Source organism: Candidatus Omnitrophota bacterium (assembly GCA_025453395.1).
GTDB lineage: Bacteria > Omnitrophota > Gorgyraeia > Gygaellales > Profunditerraquicolaceae > JAlOQK01.
The window spans coordinates 85,612-106,881 of sequence record JALOQK010000005.1 but is presented as its reverse complement, the minus strand read 5'-3'; the positions used below and the strand labels follow the sequence as shown (position 1 = coordinate 106,881).

21 protein-coding genes, 1 tRNA gene and 1 other RNA gene are annotated in these 21,270 nt (G+C 43.5%); 3 read left to right on the top strand and 20 right to left on the bottom strand.

The annotated features are described in order from the left end of the window. Nucleotides 1-101: 101 nt before the first annotated feature. From ssrA to MUF05_06150, 3 genes are all read right to left on the bottom strand, one after another. Nucleotides 102-506: a transfer-messenger RNA gene (ssrA, locus tag MUF05_06160) on the bottom strand. A gap of 110 nt (nt 507-616) precedes the next feature. Continuing rightward, complete coding sequence (gene smpB / locus MUF05_06155; GenBank protein ID MCU0666657.1) at nt 617-1,072, bottom strand: SsrA-binding protein SmpB; 456 nt, start codon at nt 1,070-1,072, stop codon at nt 617-619. Further along, nucleotides 1,069-2,022: an AEC family transporter gene (locus MUF05_06150; protein MCU0666656.1), complete on the bottom strand. Its 954-nt coding sequence runs from the start codon at nt 2,020-2,022 to the stop codon at nt 1,069-1,071. The genes smpB and MUF05_06150 overlap by 4 nt, the downstream gene beginning before the upstream one ends. Nucleotides 2,023-2,329: 307 nt before the next feature. On the opposite strand from MUF05_06150, the gene MUF05_06145 reads away from it, so the two are divergent. Further along, a tRNA-Leu gene (locus MUF05_06145) sits at nt 2,330-2,410 on the top strand. A gap of 146 nt (nt 2,411-2,556) precedes the next feature. Next, nucleotides 2,557-3,096 (top strand): ORF6N domain-containing protein, encoded by a 540-nt coding sequence (locus tag MUF05_06140; GenBank protein ID MCU0666655.1) that lies wholly within the window; start codon nt 2,557-2,559, stop codon nt 3,094-3,096. On the opposite strand, the gene thiM is transcribed toward MUF05_06140, so the two are convergent. The 4 genes from thiM to MUF05_06120 all read right to left on the bottom strand — a co-directional run bounded on the left by thiM (nt 3,087) and on the right by MUF05_06120 (nt 8,289). Continuing rightward, the gene (thiM, locus tag MUF05_06135; protein MCU0666654.1) at nt 3,087-3,896 is read right to left on the bottom strand and encodes a hydroxyethylthiazole kinase; all 810 of its coding nucleotides are present in this window, start codon (nt 3,894-3,896) and stop codon (nt 3,087-3,089) included. The genes MUF05_06140 and thiM overlap by 10 nt on opposite strands. Before the next feature lie 15 nt (nt 3,897-3,911). Then, nucleotides 3,912-4,334 (bottom strand): EamA family transporter, encoded by a 423-nt coding sequence (locus MUF05_06130; protein ID MCU0666653.1) that lies wholly within the window; start codon nt 4,332-4,334, stop codon nt 3,912-3,914. Nucleotides 4,335-4,349: 15 nt separating this feature from the next. After that, nucleotides 4,350-5,297: a PKD domain-containing protein gene (locus tag MUF05_06125; protein ID MCU0666652.1), complete on the bottom strand. Its 948-nt coding sequence runs from the start codon at nt 5,295-5,297 to the stop codon at nt 4,350-4,352. Between the two features lie 82 nt (nt 5,298-5,379). Further along, nucleotides 5,380-8,289 carry an exodeoxyribonuclease V subunit gamma gene (locus tag MUF05_06120; protein ID MCU0666651.1) on the bottom strand — a complete coding sequence of 970 codons (2,910 nt, stop codon included), beginning with the start codon at nt 8,287-8,289 and terminating at the stop codon, nt 5,380-5,382. A gap of 105 nt (nt 8,290-8,394) precedes the next feature. On the opposite strand from MUF05_06120, the gene rpmB reads away from it, so the two are divergent. Next, the gene (gene rpmB / locus MUF05_06115) at nt 8,395-8,622 is read left to right on the top strand and encodes a 50S ribosomal protein L28 (protein ID MCU0666650.1); all 228 of its coding nucleotides are present in this window, start codon (nt 8,395-8,397) and stop codon (nt 8,620-8,622) included. On the opposite strand, the gene recJ is transcribed toward rpmB, so the two are convergent. From recJ to murA, 13 genes are all read right to left on the bottom strand, one after another. Continuing rightward, a complete protein-coding gene (gene recJ, locus MUF05_06110) occupies nt 8,612-10,303 on the bottom strand; it encodes a single-stranded-DNA-specific exonuclease RecJ (protein MCU0666649.1) in 1,692 nt (563 codons plus the stop codon). The two genes, rpmB and recJ, sit on opposite strands and share 11 nt — an antisense overlap. A gap of 5 nt (nt 10,304-10,308) precedes the next feature. Then, nucleotides 10,309-11,940, bottom strand: a complete 1,632-nt coding sequence (argS, locus tag MUF05_06105) for an arginine--tRNA ligase (protein ID MCU0666648.1) — start codon at nt 11,938-11,940, stop codon at nt 10,309-10,311. Nucleotides 11,941-11,976: 36 nt separating this feature from the next. Next, the gene (rsfS, locus tag MUF05_06100; protein MCU0666647.1) at nt 11,977-12,252 is read right to left on the bottom strand and encodes a ribosome silencing factor; all 276 of its coding nucleotides are present in this window, start codon (nt 12,250-12,252) and stop codon (nt 11,977-11,979) included. Between the two features lie 103 nt (nt 12,253-12,355). Then, nucleotides 12,356-12,505, bottom strand: coding sequence for a DUF5679 domain-containing protein (locus MUF05_06095; GenBank protein ID MCU0666646.1), 150 nt, complete (start codon nt 12,503-12,505; stop codon nt 12,356-12,358). A gap of 85 nt (nt 12,506-12,590) precedes the next feature. Further along, on the bottom strand, nt 12,591-13,634 hold the full coding sequence (locus MUF05_06090; GenBank protein ID MCU0666645.1) for a CNNM domain-containing protein: 1,044 nt from the start codon (nt 13,632-13,634) through the stop codon (nt 12,591-12,593). Then, a complete protein-coding gene (locus tag MUF05_06085; protein ID MCU0666644.1) occupies nt 13,631-14,896 on the bottom strand; it encodes an insulinase family protein in 1,266 nt (421 codons plus the stop codon). The genes MUF05_06090 and MUF05_06085 overlap by 4 nt, the downstream gene beginning before the upstream one ends. After that, nucleotides 14,897-15,685: a tryptophan synthase subunit alpha gene (gene trpA, locus MUF05_06080; GenBank protein ID MCU0666643.1), complete on the bottom strand. Its 789-nt coding sequence runs from the start codon at nt 15,683-15,685 to the stop codon at nt 14,897-14,899. It lies immediately after the preceding gene. A 75-nt stretch (nt 15,686-15,760) separates the two neighbouring features. Continuing rightward, entirely contained in the window at nt 15,761-16,951 is a 1,191-nt protein-coding gene (gene trpB / locus MUF05_06075; GenBank protein MCU0666642.1) for a tryptophan synthase subunit beta, read from the bottom strand. A gap of 2 nt (nt 16,952-16,953) precedes the next feature. Then, nucleotides 16,954-17,589, bottom strand: coding sequence for a phosphoribosylanthranilate isomerase (locus tag MUF05_06070; protein MCU0666641.1), 636 nt, complete (start codon nt 17,587-17,589; stop codon nt 16,954-16,956). Between the two features lies 1 nt (nt 17,590). Then, complete coding sequence (gene trpC / locus MUF05_06065; protein ID MCU0666640.1) at nt 17,591-18,430, bottom strand: indole-3-glycerol phosphate synthase TrpC; 840 nt, start codon at nt 18,428-18,430, stop codon at nt 17,591-17,593. A 3-nt stretch (nt 18,431-18,433) separates the two neighbouring features. Further along, nucleotides 18,434-19,438: an anthranilate phosphoribosyltransferase gene (gene trpD, locus MUF05_06060; GenBank protein ID MCU0666639.1), complete on the bottom strand. Its 1,005-nt coding sequence runs from the start codon at nt 19,436-19,438 to the stop codon at nt 18,434-18,436. Continuing rightward, entirely contained in the window at nt 19,435-19,998 is a 564-nt protein-coding gene (locus tag MUF05_06055; GenBank protein MCU0666638.1) for an aminodeoxychorismate/anthranilate synthase component II, read from the bottom strand. The genes trpD and MUF05_06055 overlap by 4 nt, the downstream gene beginning before the upstream one ends. A 4-nt stretch (nt 19,999-20,002) precedes the next feature. Continuing rightward, entirely contained in the window at nt 20,003-21,265 is a 1,263-nt protein-coding gene (murA, locus tag MUF05_06050) for a UDP-N-acetylglucosamine 1-carboxyvinyltransferase (protein ID MCU0666637.1), read from the bottom strand. Between the last annotated feature and the right edge of the window lie 5 nt (nt 21,266-21,270).

Below are 21,270 nucleotides of genomic sequence, written 5' to 3'. Positions count from 1 at the left end.
CGCAAAAAATAATTAGGTGGTGGCGCCGCACTCACTATGCCGCTTGTCGCGGCATCACGTTCGTTGCGGCATCCACCAAATTTTTGCTTGTCGCAAAAATTTGGTGGAGGTGGGCGGAATCGCACCGCCGTCCTTACGCACTCCAATAAAAGCCGCTACATGCTTAGTTTGTCCTTTAATCTTAACCCTTAAAACTTAGGCAAACATAATTTTTAAAGGCGCAGCCTTTGAAAATCTCATTCCGGCACAAAAGGCATACACCGGAACCAGCCTAATTAGTCTCAAATCCGCCCCTTAGGCAAAAACGGTTTGAGGCCTCCCTGTTAGTGAGGGAGGACTGCGTACGCCGGTACGCCGGCTGGGACCATTGCTGGGCTCAGACGATTTACCGAACCAGACGTTAGTCTGTTTGCGTTTAGTTTTTGCAAGGATTGTTGACGCGGCCTTCCTTGCATCCGCGGCATGCTGCTTTTATCCGACTACATAAGTCGAACCTATTCACCCCCTGATTTCCCTACTATTGACTGTCTAAAAATCATCCCGCAGCCTGCGCAGTAAATTTATGGCTTTTTTGCCAGAAATTTACAAGCGTATAGGCAAGGGACAAAGAAACAACTTACCTATTTCTACTCTTCATCACCCGGCGCATCTGACGGTTAATCTCTTTATCCTTAATATCCGCTCTTTTATCGTAGAGCTTCTTTCCTTTACAAAGAGCTATTTCTAACTTGGCAATCCCCCGGGAATTGAAATATATCTTTAAGGGCACCAAGGTCAAACCTTTTTGCGATAAAGCCTGACCCAGACGGATAATTTCTTTCTTGTGCAATAAAAGCCTGCGCGAGCGCACAGGATCCGCATTTAAGTAACTGGCTTGGGCATAAGGAAGAATGTTAATATTATATACTGAAACCTGCCCCTTTTCAACCCGGGCAAAACTATCTTCAAGATGGATGCTTCCCGCGCGCACAGACTTTACCTCGCCGCCTTTTAATTCTATACCTGCCTCCATGGACTCAATAATTTCATAGTCCCGAAAGGCCTTGCGGTTTGTGGCTATGGGCTTAGTCATCTTGGCACCAAAACAAAATAAAGGCTGGTAAATAACGGTATGGTAATAATGCTTATAATGTGAGCGTAAAATATTCCCTGGCTTACCAAAAGGTCATCCTTACCGTAACGACGCACTAAAAGCGACAAGGTCGTTGCCGGCGGCATTGTAAGCTGTAATATTATCAATAACCCGACTAACGGCGTAAGATTAAGCCTCAAAACAAAAGCCATCCCCAATGCCGGCATTAAAACTAGTTTTATAAAAGACATTAACGCGATTTCTTTTATATTTGTATTCTTTAATTTTATCTGGGCGATATTGCCCCCGACTACAAGTAAAGCTAGCGGCAGGGTGCAATCCCCCATCATCTCAATAGGCTTCAAGACAAACCCGGGAATCGCCTTGCCCCAGCCTAAAGCAATTAGGGCCAGGCTAACTAAAGTCGCGATTACCGGGGGATTAAAAAGGCTTTTGGCTTCAAATTTTTTGTTGTGCGCTGTGGAAATGATATAAATTCCCAGAGAAAACATCGCCAGATTAAATCCCAAAAGAAACAAAAATATATAAATGAACATTTCCCCTGCTTTAGCCGGGGACAACATCGCAGCCACAAGCGACAAAGGCAGATATCCGGAATTCTGAAAACCCACCAAACTTAAGAACTGCTGTTTGGCCTGCGGGTCTTTTACCCAGCCTAAACAACCCTTAGCGCAAAAAAGCCCAAAACCGGTGATGGCTATACTGAAAAGCGGAAATACCCACCAATGTGGATAGGCGCTAAAACTAAACTGGCTCAAGAGTTTAGTGAAAATCATAAGTGGTAAAGTAACATCAATCACTAAACCGCTTATGGTATTTAAACAAGCATCCCCCAGAAGGTTGCGCCTGACCAAAAAATAACCTATTGCGGCAAGTAAGAATGTCTGCGCCACCGCAGTACCGGTAATCTTAAAAGCCTCAAAAAACATGATCCTACTCCTTGAGCCCTTTAGGGCGAAATCCCGACCCCCGACACGCTTACTTTACTTACATTTTGGGCGTCGGGATAATAATAATATTGTTATACTGTGCGGGGGATTATATTATAGCAGAAAAGCCACCTCTGACAACCTTTTTCCGGGATTGACAGCTACTTGCGGATAGGTTATACTATCTTACTTTTCGCGGAAGCCCTACTTCGCCCGAATATGTGTAAATAATCTGGTAGGGCTTCGTAGCGGCAACAAAGCTGCTGCGAAGTTCTACCATCTAATAGATATCTTAGAACGAAGTAGAGCGGAGGTGGCGGAATGGCAGACGCGCTGGTCTCAGAAGCCAGTGTCGCAAGACATGAGGGTTCAACTCCCTCCCTCCGCACTAAATTATAGAGTTCCCCGCCACAAAACGTGGCGGGCAGGCCTCCCTCCGCACTTAAAAATAAGGGGACGGTTTAACAACCGTCCCTTATTTTTTGTAAGATTTCCTCTCCTCCTACGTCTAATAAGCCAAAAGGAGGTAGTAAAATGCCTAAAACACAAGTGGTAGAGCTTATTACAACAAAGATATTGGAATTAAGAGATAAAAAAGTAATGCTGGATAAGGATTTAGCTAAACTTTACGGGGTCTCGGCCAAGGTTTTGAATCAATCTGTAAAAAGAAACATTAAACGCTTCCCAGATGATTTTATGTTCCAATTATCATGGGAAGAGGCAGAATCTTTAAGGTCACAAATTGTGACCTTAAACGATACAAAACCACAAGCTTCCAGAAGAGGGAAACACATTAAATACCTACCCTATGCTTTTACCGAACAAGGTGTGGCTATGTTATCAAGCGTATTGAACAGCGAAAGAGCCATACAAGTTAATATTCTTATTATGCGCGCATTTACCAAATTAAGGGAAATTCTCTTAACTCACAAAGAATTGTCTGCAAAGGTTGAAGCGCTGGAAAGAAAATATTCCGCGCATGATGAAACTATAAAAGCTATATTTGAGGCAATCAAACAATTATTGGAGCCGGCGGCGGTTAAACCCAAGCCAACGATCGGGTTTCATCCATGAAGAGAGATTTTTTGCAGCCTCTTGACTGTCTTCTTATCTAAAGCATAAATACAGTCATAAAGCTTTTCTTTGAATGAGCCTGGAAGCTTGGTTTTCTTGGCAGCACACTCGGCGGCAATCCCAAAACAGGCTAAGGCGCAACTTGCTGCGCAAACTAAATCCTTTTCAACAGCGGCGAATGCGCCGATAAGCGATGCCGCCATGCAACCAGTGCCAACGATATTTGCCATCATGGCATGGCCGTTTTTCACAACCACTGCTTCTTTGGAATTAGCAATAATATCTTCTTTTCCGGTAATAACTACCGCGCAATTAAAACGACGAGCCAGGTTCTTAGCAATCACCTTTAAATCTTTATTTACTGCTACCGCGTCAACGCCTTTGGTGCGCACATTTTCCCCGGCAATTCGCGCAATCTCCGAAGAATTACCCTTTATAATATCCACGCGGAACTTATTAATCAAAATATTGCAGCACTCATCTCTGAAAAAACTTGCCCCTGCTCCACAGCAATCCAGAATTACTGGGATGCCACGCTTGTTGGCAAAAGCACATGCTGAACGCATCTGTAAGAAAGTTTCCGCGGTAATAGTACCGATATTTAAGACCAGGCTCGAAGCAATCGCGGTCATTTGCTCTAATTCTTCTTGGGCATAGGCCATGATCGGTGAACCGCCGATAGCCTTAACAATAGCGGCGCAATCATAAATAGTTACCCAATTAGTCAAATGATGCACCACCGGCTTCTGAATTCTTAACTTCTCAAGCAAAGCGTAAGCGTCAAATTTTTGTTTTTTCAAAATCTTATATCCTTTTTAGAAAGCTTTTAGCACCCAGATGCCCAAAGTAATAAGAACTACGCCGGTAAACTTTGCCGGGGTGAATGATTCGCCTAAAATAAAAATCCCCAAAAGAAAACTAATAAGCGGATAACTTCCTGAAATAGGCACCACGCGGGACATCTCGCCAATTTTTAAGCTGTGATAAAATGTAAACTGCGCGGCGAAGCTGGCAATAAATCCTCCGGCTGTCAAAAGAAGCGCCGAGCGCCAATCTACGGATTTTATCTGCTCAGGCTTTAGCATAAAACAACTCAAAATAACAAAACCAATAACCACTCCCAAACAACGATAAAATAATCCCGCCACAGGCTGGGTCTTAGTTAGCCCCACCTTTTCCATTAAGGGGACAACCCCCCAAAGACAAGCAGTTAATATCGCCCAAGATATCCAGTTCATCTTAATATTTTTAGGTTATTTGTTTATTGCGGTAATTTTAACGCTGGCGGTAGCGGTATTGCCTTTATCGTCATAAACTTTAAGCACTGCGGTAAAATCTTTTTCGCCGTATGTGCCGCTATAATAGGTATTAAGCGCGTCTCTTTTAGTTGAGGTGTCGCCATCGCCAAAATCCCATTCATATCCGGTAATCCTGCCGGAAGAACTGCGCGAGCCGGCGGCAGAGAATTTTACGGTAAGAGGCGCTGTGCCTTTTTGCGGACGGGCAGTAATAACCGCGGTCAGCTGTCCAGAAGTTACAACTTGCCTTTTTACCGGCTCTATTTTTACCGGGGCCTTAACTTCTTTTACAGCCTCCTGCGCTGGCAAAGAAACTTTTTCTGTTACAGGCCCTGTCTTAACAACAACTTCCTCTTTTACCGGCTCTGCCGCTTTTTGCGCAGCCTCTTCTGCCTTAGGCGCCTCTTGTTGCTGAAGCTGATCTTTTTCATTACTTAAATCTTCGGTTAGATAAGAGGCCAATTTATCTTTTAGCTCCTTGAGCCGAGCCTCCTCAAAAGAATCCTGCTGCTGTTCTTTCTTATCTATTCTTTCACGATACACAGGGTCATGCTCGTATTTATAATGCGAATAGGCGGCAAAAGGAAGACAAAACGGACTTGCCACCAACTGCAAAAGCAACTTAGGATAATTTATGAAAAACTGCTTTTGGCGGCTATTAATATAGCCCATTTTCTTATAATAATCCTCTACCATCTTATGCCGGCGAGCAAACCTTTCTTTTGCCAGGGCCATATCATCCGGAACGCTATTTTTCTTGCCCAGGGTATATTCTGCTATACCGAATCCGTCGCGATAAACTACAAAACCCTTGTCATAAGGGTCTTTCCCGCGGCGGAATTCATATTTTACGCAACCAGCCAAAAACACAACCAAAAGCAAAAACAAAATTCTTATTTTCATAGGATACCCTCTTTTTTTATGAATGTTACTATTCTAACACTACGCCTTATTATTGCAACACAAAATCTTTTGCCTGCCGGATTCAGTTTTTCATCCGGGCAAACGGGCAGATTTGGTTGTAAGCGCAATAAGAACAGTCAAGAAAGCTGGCCTTTGCCGGAAACTTCTGGTTTCTGATGCCCTGTGAAACTTCCGCTATCTTTTCTTTAACCTCATCTAAGTCGCCATCCGCGATGCCGGATGAGCCGATTAGCCCGGATTCAATAAAATGCAACTCAACTGTCTTGGGCAAAACCCCGAATATAGCCTGATATGCTAACGCGTAAAGCTTAAGCTGCAGGTTATTTTTAACCCTTTTATCCGCGTCTTTCTGGGTTTTTATCCGGGAGGTCTTAAAATCAATAATCACCACGCCTGTGTCCTCTTCGTCCACGCGGTCAAATCTTCCGCTGATTTTAGCATCACCAGAGATAAAGGAAAAACTTTCTTCAAGAAATTTTATCTTTACCTGCTTGCCCTGATGATCATAATAGAATTTCGTCAAAGCCTCTAACCCGCAATTAAGCCTTTGCTGCTGATGCTTCTCTTCCAAAAATCCTTCAGGCATAAAGCTCTTACGAAATACCTCCAACAAATCGCCAAGCGGAATATTTTGTTTTTCCATGCGCGCCTTAAAATAAAAACTTAAAGCATCATGCATGGCCCTTCCATAAATAACCGTATGATGTTCCATGATCGGCACGCGCAGGATATTCACATATTTATATTTTAAGGGACAAGTCAGATAATCATCTATATGGTAATAACTTAAGCCTATATACGGCTTATCTATGGGCAGAGGCTTACGGATAGGGCCTTTTTGAGGGGCAAAACGCTTGATCGTTTCCAGGGAATCGCTTTTTTGCTTTTTATTTACCTTGGATTCTTCCCCTAACGCCTCCGGAATAAACTGGCTTATCTTTCTCATCCGGCTTCCCCCATAATCTGCCGCGCTTGTTAAATACAATTCTTCTTTGGCGCGGGTCAGGCCCACATAAAACAAGCGCCTCTCTTCTTGTATATGCGAATCCCCGCTGGGCAAGGGCTCTTTGATCAGCTCATCCGGAAGATCCGGCTGGCGGCTTCTTCTTGGCCAGGGGAATCTGCCCTGAACTAAGCCCACTAAGAATACTACCCTGAATTCCAAACCCTTTGCTTTATGCACAGTCAGCACATTTACCGCGTCCGTGTCAAAATCCGCCTCTACAGTTGAGGGGTCATCCCCTGCTTCAATTAAAAGATTAAGGTAATTGACAAATCCGACCACGCGGTCTATTTTCGCGGCTGTCTCAAACTCGCGCACAATATTAAAAAACTTAGCCAGATTTTGGATATTTGTTTCATTCTCCAGGCTTTGATTCTGCACAAGCTGTTTTAAATATCCTGAATCGGTTAAGAAAGAATACAAAAGCCTGCCTGTAGATTCATTGCGCGAAAGCAAAAGAAATTTCTCCAGGCTTAGGAGAAAATCTTTTGCCTTCTGGATAAATTCAGCATCTAACTGATCCGGCAATTCGGGGATAGCCTGGATATTCTTTAGGATCCAATACAAGGATCTATTCTTGCGCTTAGCCAAAGAATTGCAAATAGTCAAACCAGCTACGTCCAGAAGATAAATTGAAGAGCTGGCCAAATAATACAGATTAAGCGAATCATTAAGATTGGCAATCACCCTTAAGAAATTGATACACAGCCTTATCTCCTCTCGGGAATACAGCCCCTGATTACCGCTAAACTGCCAGGGGATCCCAAGCATATTCAGTGATTTCAAAAAGCTGTCAGCATCGGAATTAGAGCGCACCAGAATAGCAAAATCACGGTATTTATAACTGCCGGAACAAGCTTTTTCATGGATCATCCGGGCAACCGCGTCAGCTTCACTTGACAATGTATCAAAATGTAAATGCGCAGGCGCCTGCCCTGGATTATTCACGGAAATAAGCTGTTTGTTGATGCCGGCTTTTACTTCAAACCTGTCAGGGTTGTTATTTTGGATTAGGCCGTAAGCGCTGTCTAAGATTTTCTGCCCGGAGCGGTAATTCTTAATCAGGCTTACTTTGGAGGCTTGCGGATATTGTTGCACAAAATTAAGCACATTGCTGTAGGCAGCGCCGCGCCAACGGTAAATGCACTGATCGTCATCCGCAACTACGGTAATATTGCTGTTTTCTCCTCCCAAAAGTTTAATAATTTCAAGCTGGGAAAAGTTTGTATCCTGAAACTCATCCACTAAAATATATTTAAATTGTTCCTGGTATCTTTTTAATACCGAAGGCCTTTCTCTTAACAGGCAAAGCGCAAGATAAAATTGGCTGCTAAAATCCAGAAATCCTTCTTTTAGGAGAAGTTCCTGATATTTCGCGTAACAAGAAGCTATTTCCATTTGCGCCAAGGCCTCTTCTTCCTGCGCGGGGTCAGAAGAAGCTTTTGCCTTTAAAAGAAAATCTTGCGCAAACTTTAAATATTCTCTGGGTGAGATATCTTCGTCTCTGGCGCGGCTAAAAAGAGAGATCAAGGCCTCAATAAAACGCGTGGGGTCAGAAAGCGGGCGGAAAAAAGATAAATTAAATTCAAAAAGATGTTCCCGGAAGAATACCGCTGACTCCGGAAGGGTCATAACCTTAAAATCCGGGCGAAGCCCTGCCAAAAGCGCGTTTTCGCGCAGTAATCTGTCGCCAAAGGCGTGAAATGTAGAAATCCAAATATCAGTATAACCATAGGGCAAGAGAACATCTAAACGTTCCTGCATGCCCTGGGCTGCCTTATCCGTGAAGGTAAGCGCCAAGATCTGGTCCATCTTGGCTAAACCTTGGGCAATAATCCAGGAAATCCTGCGGGTAATAACTGTGGTTTTGCCGGTTCCGGCTCCGGCAATAATCAAAAGCGGCCCCTTTTCATGCTTAACCGCTTGAATCTGCTCTTGATTTAAACCTTCTAAAATGTTATTTTCCATATCACAATTCTACCTTGACAACGCCTGATTTTCAAGTATACTTAATTCCACGCTTGCTACTGGCAAACGCCAACTTACAATCTTTTATTTAAAAGGAGCTCTTCAATGTTCAAAGTCTGTTTATTATGCGGTAAAGGCCCAATGGCCGGAAAAAGATTAGTGCGTAAAGGCTTGGCAAAGAAAAAGGGCGGAACCGGAAGTAAGGTAAGCCGCAGAAATGCCCGAACCTTCATGCCTAACCTGCAGAAACTGCGTATCGTCGTTGATGGCCATCCGCGCAAGGCCTATGTCTGCACCAGATGCATCAAAAAAGGCAAAGTAGTTAAGGCTTAAAGAAAATCTCTTTTACTTCTAAAAGAAGCGAATCTTCTCCCTGCCAACTATCTATCCCAAGACTATAGACTAAATCAATCTGTTGGGAATTTACCAAACTTTCCAAGGAAGAACCCATGCCAAAGGCAATAGCGGTTATGGTGTTCTTCCCGTCTGTAACCCAGAATTTTAGGGTATCGCGGGCTAGAACCTGCGGGGCCCCTTTTAATTTAAGGCCGGTACTGTAAAAAAGCGGCTGCGGGTTACCGCTGCCAAACGGCTCAAGTTTTCTTATTTCCCATGCTAAATCCCGGCTTAAATCTGCCAGAGACAACCGCATGTCAACTTCAATACTTGGCAAAAGATCTTCTATGGATAACCTCTGGTGCGCCAGCTTATTAATTTGGCTGCGGAAATCCTGAATATTGTCTTTATCTACTGATAAGCCTACAGCATGCTCGTGTCCGCCAAAGTTATGCAGAAATTCTTTACAATCCGCCAAGGCGTCAAACAAATGAAAATTCTTAATGGAACGGCCGGACCCCTTGCAAAACTTTTCCCCCAATGAAATAACAATTGTGGGGCGGTAAAACTGATCCGCAAGCTTTGAAGCCACTATCCCTAAGACCCCTTCATGCCACCCATGCTTGGCCACCACAATAACTTTATGCTCTTTAAAATTAACTTCCCGATTAATAATTTCTCTGGCCTCTTCAATGATCTGGGATTCTACTTTCTGACGCGAGCGGTTGGCAGATTCTATTTGGCTGGCTAAAACTTGCGCATTTTCCGGGTTATTGCTTAACAACAAATCCAGAGACAAGTGCGCGCTGTCCATTCTGCCGCTGGCGTTAATGCGGGGGCCCAAAATAAAACTTACATAATGTGAGCTCAAACGTTTGTTATTGAGACGGCTTGACTGCATTAATGCTTTTATTCCAACCCGGCTTGCGGAAAAAAGATTGTTCAAGCCTTCTTTGGCAATAATCCTGTTTTCCCCTGTCAAAGGCACCACATCAGCAATTGTGCCTAAACAAACCAAATCCAATAATTCGGCAAGATTCTCCCCGGTTAATGCCTGGCATAGTTTATAGGCTACCCCCACGCCGGCTAATTCCGGATAGGGATAACCGCTGCCTTCAATTTTAGGGTTGATCATGGCCTGGCACTGAGGCAACATATCTAAAGAGGGCTTATGATGGTCGGTAACCACAACCTCTATGCCATGTTGATTTAAGGCGTTTATCTCTTCATGGCTTGAAGTTCCGCAGTCTGCGGTAACAACAAGAGAAACATTCTTTGCTTTTGCAAGCGTTAAGATATCTTTATTAACCCCGTATCCGTGTTTAACCCGGTGAGGGATAAAAGAGAATGTATTTATCCCTAATTTATCAAAGGTTATCTTAAGCACCGCCAGTGACGTCACCCCGTCGGTATCATAATCACCGTGCAAAAGAACATTCTGCTTCTTGCTTTGGGCTTTTTTAATAAGATCCACGGCCTTATGCATATCCTTAAAAAGAAACGGGTCGTGCATTGATTTTAATTGGGGATTCAGGAAATTAACTGCTTCCTGAGAGGCTGTAATGCCGCGGTTTATCAGCACTTGCGCTAAAACAGAAGAAACGCCAATTTGGCTTTTCAGGGTTTTTTGCAAAAGTGCATCTTCAGGCGGGATATTCAAAATCTTGTGGCTTGGCATAAACCTTACATCTTCTCTGGCACAGACACTCCAGCTAATTCTAATCCTGCGGCAAGCACCACTCGCACTGCTTTTATTAAAGCTAATCTGGCGCAAGATAGTTTTTCATCTTCACAAAGCACGCGATGGCGGTCATAGAATTTATGAAAAGATTCGGCTAATTCCTGCAAATAAACAGTGATTAAATACGGATCCTGCGAATAACAGCAAATATCTAAAATACATAAAAACTGCCACAGCTTTGCCATTAACAAAAGCTCTTCCGGCTCTTTTAAAAGGCTTAAAATATCTGGGCTTATTTCTTGTTTCTCTGCGGCAGAACGCAAGATGCTGGATATGCGCGCGCAGGCATATTGGACATAATACACCGGATTTTCCGGGGTCTGCTTCTTGGCAATTTCAAGGTCAAAATCAAGGTGGCTTGAGACGCGGCGCATGATAAAGAAGAAACGGCTGGCGTCAATTCCCACCTCGTCTAATACCTCGCGCAAAGTAATATATTGCCCCTTACGGGTAGACATCTGCACAGGTTTTCCCGCGCGGAAGATCGTAGCAAGCTGCACGATTATAATAGAAAGAGTTTTAGGGTCATTGCCTAATGCCGCAACTGATGCCTTTAAACGGTTGATATAGCCGTGATGATCCGGCCCCCACAAATTGATCAACAATTTAAAACCCCTGCGGTATTTATCCAGGTGATAGGCGATATCCGGGGCAAGATAGGTCATGCTTTTATCGCTTTTTACTACTACCCTATCCTTATCATCTCCGAAATTTGTGGAAGAAAACCAAAGCGCCCCTTCCTTTTCATAAAGAGAGCCTTTTTCCTTAAGAAGCGCGAAGGCCTCTTCAATCTTGCCGCTTAGGCGCAAAGATTTTTGGCTATACCAGACATCAAACTTAACTCCAAAATCATCCAGTTCTTTTTTGATGATATCAAGGATATAATTCCCGGCGAAATCACCCAGGCCGGCTGTATTGATATTATTTTCTTTAACCTGGCGCGCAATATCAACAATATAATCTCCCTGATAATAATCCTCTGGAAAATCTATTTTCTCGCCGTTTAATTCCTTAAGCCTTAAACCCACTGACGCGCCTAATATATTTATCTGGTTACCTTCGTCATTTAGATAATATTCGCGGGTAACATCAAAACCCGTAAATTCAAGGATATTCGCCAGAACATCCCCCACCACCGCCTGACGCGCGTGCGCCACCGATAAACAGCCTGTGGGATTGGCGCTTACAAATTCAATAAGGACCTTTTGCTTATGCGCGCGATCACGCCTCAAAAAAGCCTTCCCTTGAGAAACTGCACCATAAACAAAAGAAGATAAGAATCCAACGCTAAAATAAAAATTCAAGAACCCCGGAGGGGCAACCTGCACTTTCTCAATTAAGCCGGACAACTCTGAAGAAGGCAATTTTTCCTGGATCTTCCGGGCAAGGCTTGAAGCAATCTCAAGCGGGGATTTCTTAAGCTGTTTGGCCAGCCTTAAACCGACGTTAGAAGACAACTGCCCAAAACGTTCGTCTTGCGGAATATCCAAAATAATCTCAAAGCCTTCGGGACAGATATCTTTTAGGCAATCTTTAATAAGATTACGGATTAAATCTTGTATATCTTTTTTCATAAATATTTAAGAAAGGAATATTTTTCTGCGATGTGTTTAAATTTTCCGCGGGACGCGCAATTTCTTGGCATTTGCCCATAGGCGCTCCAGGGCGTAAAACTCGCGCACAGGCTCATAGAAAACATGCACCACTATACTTGAATAATCAAGCACCAGCCACCCGGATTGGTCGCTTGACAAAACCGGCGCTAAAGGCCTGAGGCCATCTTTCTTTAAGTCTGAAAAGATGGCCTCAGCAATCGCATGCGCCTGGCGCATAGAAGTGGTGCTTGTGATAATAAAATAATCGCCGATACCGCTTGAAGCAGGCATCTGAAGGATGGCTAATTTACGCCCCTTCTTATCCTTAATAATAGACGCGATCCTAAATGCCAGTTTTTTGGTATCTATAATTACTTCCCCTTGAAAAGGAAAATTATTTCTTTCCTAAGATCTTATACATCCCCGTGCCGCAGTCAGGGCATTTGCCTTTCATTGCCAAGCGCTTATTCTTCATAGTAACCTTCTGCTCGTCTTTCATTTCTTTGCTGGCCTTACATTTAACGCAATAACCTTTTTCCGCCATGAAATCCTCCTTTTTGGTAAGAAATATGTATTAACAATAATAGCACAGCTTATCTAACCTGTCAATATCATCAAAACCATCACGCTTAAAGCATCTTCCCCTTAAGGGGCCTTAAGGTCTGCTTCTCTTCTATCTCCCCTACAATCTCCTCGATCAGGTCTTCTAAGGTGACCAAACCTTTAGTGCGCTTCTGATCATCCACAATAACCGCCATCTGGACCTTATCAGACTGAAACTTCTTTAATATTTCGCTTACCCGGGCGCGTTCATTCACAAAATAGGCATCGTGGATAAGGTCATTTATCAGGAACAATCCTCTGTCTCTTAAAATATAGAGCAGGTCCCTGGCATAAATAATCCCCACCACATTATCTAAAGAATCCTTAAACACCGGAAGCCGCGCGTGCCCCTGCTCCACAAAGATATTCAGAAGCTCATCAGGCTTGGCATTAATATTGATCCCGACCATCTTATCTTTGGGGACCATTACGTCGCTGACTTTAGTATCCCCAAACTCAAATATCCTTAAAAGCATCTTACGCTCTTCTTCAGTGACAAATCCTTCTTCGTTAGCCACATGGATCATGAAACGCAGCTCCTCTTCAGTGATAAGAGGCGAACGCTTGCCGGTTTTAAGCCCCAGCATCCTGATAATCAGGTTGCTGGAAAAACTGAAAATAGATATCAAGGGCTTAAAAGCCTTAAGTATGAATTCCCAAATCGGGGCGGTGATCAAAGCGATGCGCTCGCTGAATTTAATAGCGATTACTTTAGGGGTAATTTCACAAACAATAACTATGAATAAAGCGGTGCTGACGGTGGCGATTATTATCCCCCACTTATACCCGAACAAAGATACGCATAAAGCTGTAACCAGCGCCGAGATAGCAATATTCACAAAGTTATTAAATACTAATATCGCTGCCAAAAACCTATCCATTTTCTGGATCAGCCGCTGGACGCTTTCGCTGTTTCTTACCTTCTGGGAGATCATATGGCGCAGGCGGATCTTGCTTAAACTGATAATTGCTGTTTCGGTGGCGGAAATAAGAAAAGACAGGCAGGCAAAAACAAACAAGATTGCCGTTAAAGAGGGAATGGATAGAAATTTCTCTACACCAGATGTCACAATGACAACCTTTCTTTGATTTTAGCTTCTTTCCCTTTAAGGTCTCCAATCAAAGCTAAGTTTATATATTTTTCCTGAAATACGATCCTGGCAACTTCATTAATTTGCCCTAGGCTGACCTTTTTAACCTTGTCTATAACCTGATTAAGCTTATATATCTTGCCGCAGACCGCGCTTGATTCGCCTATCCAAAGCATGCTATCCATGGTTTCTTCAAAGGCCAAAGACAACTGCCCCAGATAAAAATCTTTAGAACGGCGTAATTCATCTTGGGAGACGTAATTATTTTTTATCTTTTTTAGCTCTTTAAAAATAAGCTCTAATGCCGGAAAAAGTTTGTTATTGTCCACTCCGGCATGCACCACAAAGGCGCCGGTATCCTGAAAACGCTTTGCGGTACTTGCGATCTCATAGGCTAAGCCTCTTTTTTCGCGCACCTGCTCAAAAAGGCGGCTTGACATATTGCCGCCCAAAATAATATTTAACAAACCCAGCGCGTATCTTAAGGGGTGTTCCCGCTCTAAACTGTGAAAACCCAAAGCTAAATGCACCTGCGCGGTATCTTTATTTAATATGTTCAACGCCGGCTCTTTTTGAGCGGGCTTAAAAACAATATAACCATTCGGCTCTGATCTTTTAAGCCCGGAGAAAATAGTTTTAAATTTTCGCGCTAATTTCTCATGCCCTACTTTCCCGCAGGCGCTAATTACAATATTTGAGGCGTTGTAATGCGTTTTCTTGAAATCTAGAATATCACTTCTTTTCATCGCGGAAATAGTTTCAACAGAGCCTAAGATACTTTCGCCTAAAGGATGACGCGGCCACAAAATATTATCCAACAACTCATGCACATAACTTTGCGGCAGGTCCTGATACATCTTTATTTCTTCTAAGATAACCGTTCTTTCTTTCTCAATTTCAGAAGCCAAGAAAAGCGGGTTTAAGACCATATCCGAAAGAACATCCAAAGAAGTATCCAAGTGTTCCGCAGGGGTCTTGACCAGATAACAGGTAACCTCCTCGGAAGTAAAGCCGTTTAACGTTCCTCCCACGCCTTCAATGGCTTCTTTAAGCCTGCGGCAGGAATATTTTTTACTGCCCTTAAAAAGCAGATGCTCTATAAAATGCGCTGCCCCTTTAATCTTACCCTCTTCATTGCGGCCGCCGACTTTTATAAATATCCCCAATGATGCCGAGCGCATTCTAGGCATCGCAGCTGTTACAAGCCTTAGGCCATTATCAAAAGTTGTTTTTTGATACATCTATTTTCCTTTCAGTTCCCTTACAAACAAAGACACTTTTTTAACAAGAGAAGTATGTCCTGAATTCTCCTTTATCTTCTTAACAATAGCGCTTCCGATAATTACTCCGTCGGAGAAACTGGATACCTGCTTGACCTGTTTTGGAGTAGATATGCCAAACCCCACGCACACAGGCAAAGACACAAGCCTTTTTAGCCTTAAGGCGTCTTTCTTTAAACTGCCGGAAATATCCTTTCTTGCTCCAGTAACTCCGGTTGTGGAAACATAATAAATAAAACCTCTTGAAGAAGAGGATATCTTTTGAATCCGCGCTTCTTTGGTTGTGGGAGAAGCAAAGAATATAGTATCGATTGCGTATTTGCGGCAGGCTTTAATAAGGCTGCCTGCTTCCTCGCAAGGCAAATCCGGCACGATCAACCCATCAACGCCAACCGCATGAGCGTTTCTAACAAATCTTTCTTCTTGATAAGAAAATACGGGATTATAATAAGTCATCAAGCAAATAGGGACCTGGCTTTTAGCGCGCACTTTCTTTACAAGGGCAAAGATATCATCTAAATTAACCCTTCCCTCTAAAGCCTTTTGCGACGCCTCTTGTATTACTGGACCGTCGGCAATCGGGTCAGAGAAAGGAACCCCGATCTCAATAATATCAACACCGGATTTTTCAAACGCCAGAATCAAATCACCTGTTATTTTTAAATCCGGATATCCCGCGGTCAAAAACGCGATAAACGCTTTTTTACCTTCCTTGCGCAATTGTTTAAATTTTCTATCAATCCTATTCATGTTTAATCCTTAAAATCAGCTGTAAGCTGTAAGCTGTAAGCTGTAAGTTATAAGCTAAAAACAATAAAATAAATACTAACTGCTATACTGTTTCAACTCTTCAGTAACAATGCCCATATCCTTGTCGCCTCGGCCAGACAGACAAACAATTACCGAGGCGCCGCGGAATTTACGCGCGTGTTTTTGTAAATAGGCTATTGCATGGCTTGATTCTAAAGCCGGGATAATTCCTTCAGTCTGGGAAAGAAGCTGAAAACCTGATAAGGCCTCTTTATCAGTAACCGCGTAATATTGGGCTCTTTTAATATCCTTATAATAGGAGTGCTCTGGCCCGACACCGGGATAATCTAACCCTGCGGAAACAGAGTGCGTTAAGCTTACCTGGCCATCTTTATCCTGTAAAAGATAGGATTTAGAGCCATGCAGTACCCCTGGTTTAGCGCTTACTAAAGTAGCCGCGTGTTTTCCAGTAGACAAACCATAACCGGCCGCTTCAACCCCGATAAACTTTACTTTTCTATCATTGAAAAATGGATAAAACAAGCCCATGGCGTTACTGCCGCCTCCCACACAAGCTACTAAATAATCGGGAAGAGATTTTTCTTTGAGCAGAAACTGCGCGCGCGCCTCCCTGCCGATCACTGCCTGAAAATCCCTGACCATCTCAGGATACGGATGCGGGCCGGCAACAGTGCCGATAACATAATGGGTATCGCGCACATTAGTCACCCAATCACGAAGCGCTTCGGTCATGGCGTCTTTTAAAGTTTTAGAACCGCTTGCAACAGGAACAACCCTGGAGCCCAACAGGCGCATGCGAAAAACATTTAATTTCTGCCGCTCCATGTCCTCTTCGCCCATATAAACCGCGCATTGCAAACCAAATAATGCCGCAACTGTCGCGGTTGCCACCCCATGCTGCCCGGCGCCAGTTTCCGCAATTATGCGCTTCTTTTTCATCCCTACCGCGATAAGCCCCTGGCCTAAGGTATTATTTATTTTATGCGCTCCCGTATGCAAGAGGTCTTCTCTTTTAAGATAAATTCTCTTTATCCCTAATGCACGGCTTAAGTTGCCTGCCAAATATAAAGGCGTAGGCCTGCCAGCGTATTCTTTAAGATAATATTTAAGCTTATCTTTAAATTGCTTATCTTTTTTTATTTTACGGTAGAATTCATCAAGTTCATCCAGGGCATAAACAAGCGTCTCCGGGACGAACCTGCCGCCGAATAAACCAAAATGCCCTTTTTTATCTGGTAAAGCCATTTTTACCTGTTCCTATTTATAATTTTCATCTGACGCATGAATTTTGTTATCTTAACGCGGTCTTTTTCTCCGGCAGACTTCTCTAAACTTGTTGAAACATCAACCCAATCTGGCTTGACCTTCTTAAAGGCCTTAGTAAGATTGCCCGCGTTAATCCCGCCAGAAAGAAAAACTTTCTTGCCCGGAAATTTCTTTTCTTTTAAAAGCTCCCAGTTAAAAACCTTCCCTGTGCCGCCGTATTTACCAGACAATTTATCGAATAAACATCCCCACACCGGATATTTATTCACCAGACCAAAATTAAAATCTCTGCCTACGCGAAATGCCTTAATTATTTTATAGCCTTTGAATTTCTTGCAAAATTCTAAAGATTCATTGCCGTGAAACTGCAATATGCCTAATCCGCAGAGCTTCGCGGCCTTTTTAACCTGTTCTTCTTTCGCGTTTACAAATACCCCGACGGCCTTAACCTTTTTAGGCAGACTGGAAATAATGAAAGCCGCCCTTTCGGCTGTTATATAGCGCGGGCTTTTTTTGTAGAATATAAAGCCTACTGCGTCTGCTCCGGAAGATACAGCAGAAAGCGCGTCTTTTAAATTAGTAATCCCGCAGATCTTGGCTTTTAATCGTGGGCTCATATTACCAGCTCATCAACTCTTCAATCTGTGCCCTAATATTAGGCGCGCGCATAATAGCTTCCCCGATTAAAACCGCTTGAGCCCCTAATATCTTCAAAAACATGATATCCTGCCTGGATTTTATCCCGCTTTCTACTACCACAACTCTGTCTTTAGGGATAAGGGGGAAAAGTTTTTCTGTAGTCTTAAAATCAACTTCCAGGCTATGCAGATTGCGGTTATTTATTCCGATAGCAAAATTAACTAATTTTGGGGCATTTTTTACCTTAATAGCTTGCTGCGGATAAGGGACTTTTAAGTTCAATATTTTCTTAAGCTCTTTTTCATCGTGCACCTCAACCAAACAAGACATTCCTAATTGACAAGCAACCTGCACAAGTTGGATTAAGATATCTTTAGTTAATAGATCCGCGATTAAAAGCACTGCGTCAGCCCCCCAGGCGCGCGACTCATATACTTGGTAGGGATCAAAAATAAAATCTTTGCGCAACACCGCCACCTGCACGGTATTTTTTACTTCTTCCAGATACACTAGGCTTCCCTGAAAGAAATCCTCTTCAGTTAAAACAGAGACCGCCTGGACGCCTGTTTCCTGATAAACGCGCGCGATATCCAGATGATTAAAATCTTCGCGGATAACCCCTGCTGAAGGAGAGGCTTTTTTAATCTCAGCGATCAAAGAAATCTGCTTAGGTTTATTGATTGCTTCTAAGAAATTACGCGCTGGGGGGATTTGCGCGATTTTTTCATTAAGCGCTTCAAGGGTAACCTGTTGTTTTGATAACTCCAGGCGCTGTTTCTTTTGCGCGACAATATTCTTTAAAGTATCCGGCTTGGCCATATATTAATGAAACCTCTTAAGAGCGTTAAATTTATCCATTGCCTGGCCGCTATCTATTGAGCTTTTAGCCAACTCTACGCCATCTTTTATAGAAGATACTTTATTAGCAGCATAAAGCCCGCAGGCAGCGTTTAATACCACAATATCCCTCTTAGGCGAATGCTTTCCCTGTAATATCTCTAAAATAATAACCGCGTTGTCCAGCGCATCGCGGCCTAAGATATCTTCTCTCTTAGCCGCAGGCATCCCAAAATCTTGCGCGCAGACCTGGTATGTCTTTATTTGACCATCTATTAATTCCGCGATAAAAGTCTTACCGCAAATGCTTGCTTCATCAAGCCCGTCTTCGCTATACATAACCAGGGCATGAACGCTTCCTAGCTTCTTCAAGACATCTGCCACTGGGATAAGCCACTTTTTATCATAGACCCCGATTATCTGATGCCGGGCAAACGCGGGGTTACTTAAAGGCCCCATCAGGTTAAAGATCGTCTTTGTGCCGATAGCTTTTCTTGCCGGCATAGCGTGTTTCATTGCCGGATGGAAATTAGGGGCAAAAAGAAAAACAATGCCTATCTGTTCCAAACAACGGCAGGCATCAATGGCAGAAATATTGATATTTATCCCCAGCGCCTCTAAGACATCGGCGCTTCCGGATTTGCTGGATACCGAACGGTTGCCATGTTTAGCCACTTTTACTCCACAGGCGCTTACCACAATAGATGCCGCGGTAGAAATATTAAAAGTCCCAGAGGCATCGCCTCCGGTGCCGCAGGTATCTAAAATAATATCATCGCCGGTCTTAACCCGGCACACATAAGAACGCATCACATCTACCGCGGCAGAGAGCTCTTCCACAGTTTCTCCCTTATCGCGCAAACTTGATAGAAACAAAACAATATCTTCTGTCTTAACTTGCCCCGACATAATCTGGCGCATCGCTTCAAGCATTTGCTTGAAATCCAAATCTTTCTTGCTTTTAAGCAATTCAATCGCCTGATCAATCATATCTTTAAAAAATTCTCCAAAAGTTTCTTGCCCTGCTTGGTTAAAATAGACTCGGGATGGAATTGCACCCCAAAAACCGGATATTTATTATGCGCCAAACCCATGATCTCTTTATCTTTAGTCCAAGCTGTGATACTTAAGCATTCGGGCATCGTATCTTTACAGGCAACAAGGGAATGATAACGGGTTGCCTCAAACGGATTAGAAAGTTTCTTAAAAATATCCTTGCCATTATGATAAATCATGGAAGTTTTTCCGTGCATAAGATTCTTGGCGGCTGTTATTTTAGCGCCATAAGAATAAGCGATTGCCTGATGCCCTAAACAAACCCCTAAAATAGGGATCTTCCCGGCGAGATTGCGGATAACTTCAACAGAAATTCCGGCATTTTCCGGCCTTCCGGGCCCGGGAGAGATAACAATCTTCGCGGGCTTTAGTTTATTTATCTCTTCAAGAGTTATTTTATCATTGCGGTAAACCAAAACATTGGCCCCCAACTCTGCTAAATACTGCACTAAGTTATAGGTAAAAGAATCATAATTATCGATCATTAAGATCATACCGCTATTCCCTCTCCCGGCTTATTCTGGCCCCTAAACTCTGCAACTTAGCCTCCATTTTTTCATAACCGCGCTCCAGGTGATAGATACGCGATACAGAAGTTTTTCCTGATGCCACCAGCCCCGCTAAAACCAAACAGGCGCTAGCTCGCAAATCCGATGCCATAACCGGAGCCCCGGAAAGTTTTTTCACTCCGGAGATTATCGCGTAGGGGCCCTCTCTCTGGATCTGCGCACCCATACGGTTAAGTTCGGCAACATGCATAAATCGGTCAGGGTATATTTTCTCAGTAACTACGCTTATCCCCGGAATAACCGACATCAAGCTCATCATCTGCGCCTGCATGTCCGTCGGAAAACCCGGATGAGGCAAGGTAGTAATATTCATCGGTTTTAGTTTCTTGCGGCAAGAAACGCGCAGGCTATTGTTGTGCGCCGAAATACCGGCTCCTGATTCCTGCAATTTGTCGATCAACGCTCCCAAATGAGACGGGATCACATTATGAATTTTAATATCGCCGCGCGTAATTAACGAGGCCAATATGAATGTCCCGGCTTCAATCCTGTCGGGAATAACTTTATGTTCAGCCCCATGCAAATGCTTTACCCCTTCTATTTCAATTGTTGGAGTGCCGTGGCCCTTGATCTTAGCTCCCATCTTGATCAAAAACTCTGCCAGATCCGATACTTCCGGCTCGCAGGCAGCGCATTCAATAATGGTCTTTCCTTGCGCCAGGCAGGCGGCCATCATCACATTATCTGTGGCAAGTACCGACGATCCATAAACTCCGCCCAGATAGACATGGGCGCCCTTAAGCCTGGGGGCATTAGCTATAACATAACCGGATTCAATGGTTATTTCCGCGTTTAGGCTCTTTAAACCTTTAATATGCAGGTCTACGGGCCTGACCCCAATAATACATCCCCCGGGAAGCGATACTTTGGCTTTTTTTAATTTACCGACCAAAGGCCCCAAAACACAAAAAGACGCGCGCATGGTTGAAACAAGTTTGTAATCGGCAATGTAGCTGGTGGATTTGGCCTGGGAAATAATCGCTGTCCCTTTTTCATACTCCACGTTCTTGCCTAAAGCGCGCAAGATCTTAAACATGGTATTTGTGTCACGCAGGTCCGGAACGCTTCTTATGATACAGGCATCGTCAGTTAATAGTGTGGCAGCTAATATCGGCAGGCTTGAATTCTTGGCCCCCGATACAGTAACTTCTCCGGTTAATCTAACTCCGCCCTCAATTGTTACTTTATCCATAACTT

Bases quoted from the DNA above. Each gene is read 5' to 3' on its own strand.
- smpB (MCU0666657.1), bottom strand. From the start codon at position 1,072: ATGACTAAGCCCATAGCCACAAACCGCAAGGCCTTTCGGGACTATGAA.
- MUF05_06095 (MCU0666646.1), bottom strand. From the start codon at position 12,505: ATGGCGGAAAAAGGTTATTGCGTTAAATGTAAGGCCAGCAAAGAAATG.
- MUF05_06085 (MCU0666644.1), bottom strand. From the start codon at position 14,896: ATGTATCAAAAAACAACTTTTGATAATGGCCTAAGGCTTGTAACAGCT.
- trpB (MCU0666642.1), bottom strand. From the start codon at position 16,951: ATGGCTTTACCAGATAAAAAAGGGCATTTTGGTTTATTCGGCGGCAGG.
- MUF05_06125 (MCU0666652.1), bottom strand. From the start codon at position 5,297: ATGAAAATAAGAATTTTGTTTTTGCTTTTGGTTGTGTTTTTGGCTGGT.
- MUF05_06070 (MCU0666641.1), bottom strand. From the start codon at position 17,589: ATGAGCCCACGATTAAAAGCCAAGATCTGCGGGATTACTAATTTAAAA.
- MUF05_06130 (MCU0666653.1), bottom strand. From the start codon at position 4,334: ATGAACTGGATATCTTGGGCGATATTAACTGCTTGTCTTTGGGGGGTT.
- trpC (MCU0666640.1), bottom strand. From the start codon at position 18,430: ATGGCCAAGCCGGATACTTTAAAGAATATTGTCGCGCAAAAGAAACAG.
- argS (MCU0666648.1), bottom strand. From the start codon at position 11,940: ATGAAAAAAGATATACAAGATTTAATCCGTAATCTTATTAAAGATTGC.
- MUF05_06055 (MCU0666638.1), bottom strand. From the start codon at position 19,998: ATGATCTTAATGATCGATAATTATGATTCTTTTACCTATAACTTAGTG.
- recJ (MCU0666649.1), bottom strand. From the start codon at position 10,303: ATGCCAAGCCACAAGATTTTGAATATCCCGCCTGAAGATGCACTTTTG.
- MUF05_06140 (MCU0666655.1), top strand. From the start codon at position 2,557: ATGCCTAAAACACAAGTGGTAGAGCTTATTACAACAAAGATATTGGAA.
- trpD (MCU0666639.1), bottom strand. From the start codon at position 19,438: ATGATTGATCAGGCGATTGAATTGCTTAAAAGCAAGAAAGATTTGGAT.
- rpmB (MCU0666650.1), top strand. From the start codon at position 8,395: ATGTTCAAAGTCTGTTTATTATGCGGTAAAGGCCCAATGGCCGGAAAA.
- trpA (MCU0666643.1), bottom strand. From the start codon at position 15,685: ATGAATAGGATTGATAGAAAATTTAAACAATTGCGCAAGGAAGGTAAA.
- murA (MCU0666637.1), bottom strand. From the start codon at position 21,265: ATGGATAAAGTAACAATTGAGGGCGGAGTTAGATTAACCGGAGAAGTT.
- MUF05_06150 (MCU0666656.1), bottom strand. From the start codon at position 2,022: ATGTTTTTTGAGGCTTTTAAGATTACCGGTACTGCGGTGGCGCAGACA.
- MUF05_06120 (MCU0666651.1), bottom strand. From the start codon at position 8,289: ATGGAAAATAACATTTTAGAAGGTTTAAATCAAGAGCAGATTCAAGCG.
- rsfS (MCU0666647.1), bottom strand. From the start codon at position 12,252: ATGCCTGCTTCAAGCGGTATCGGCGATTATTTTATTATCACAAGCACC.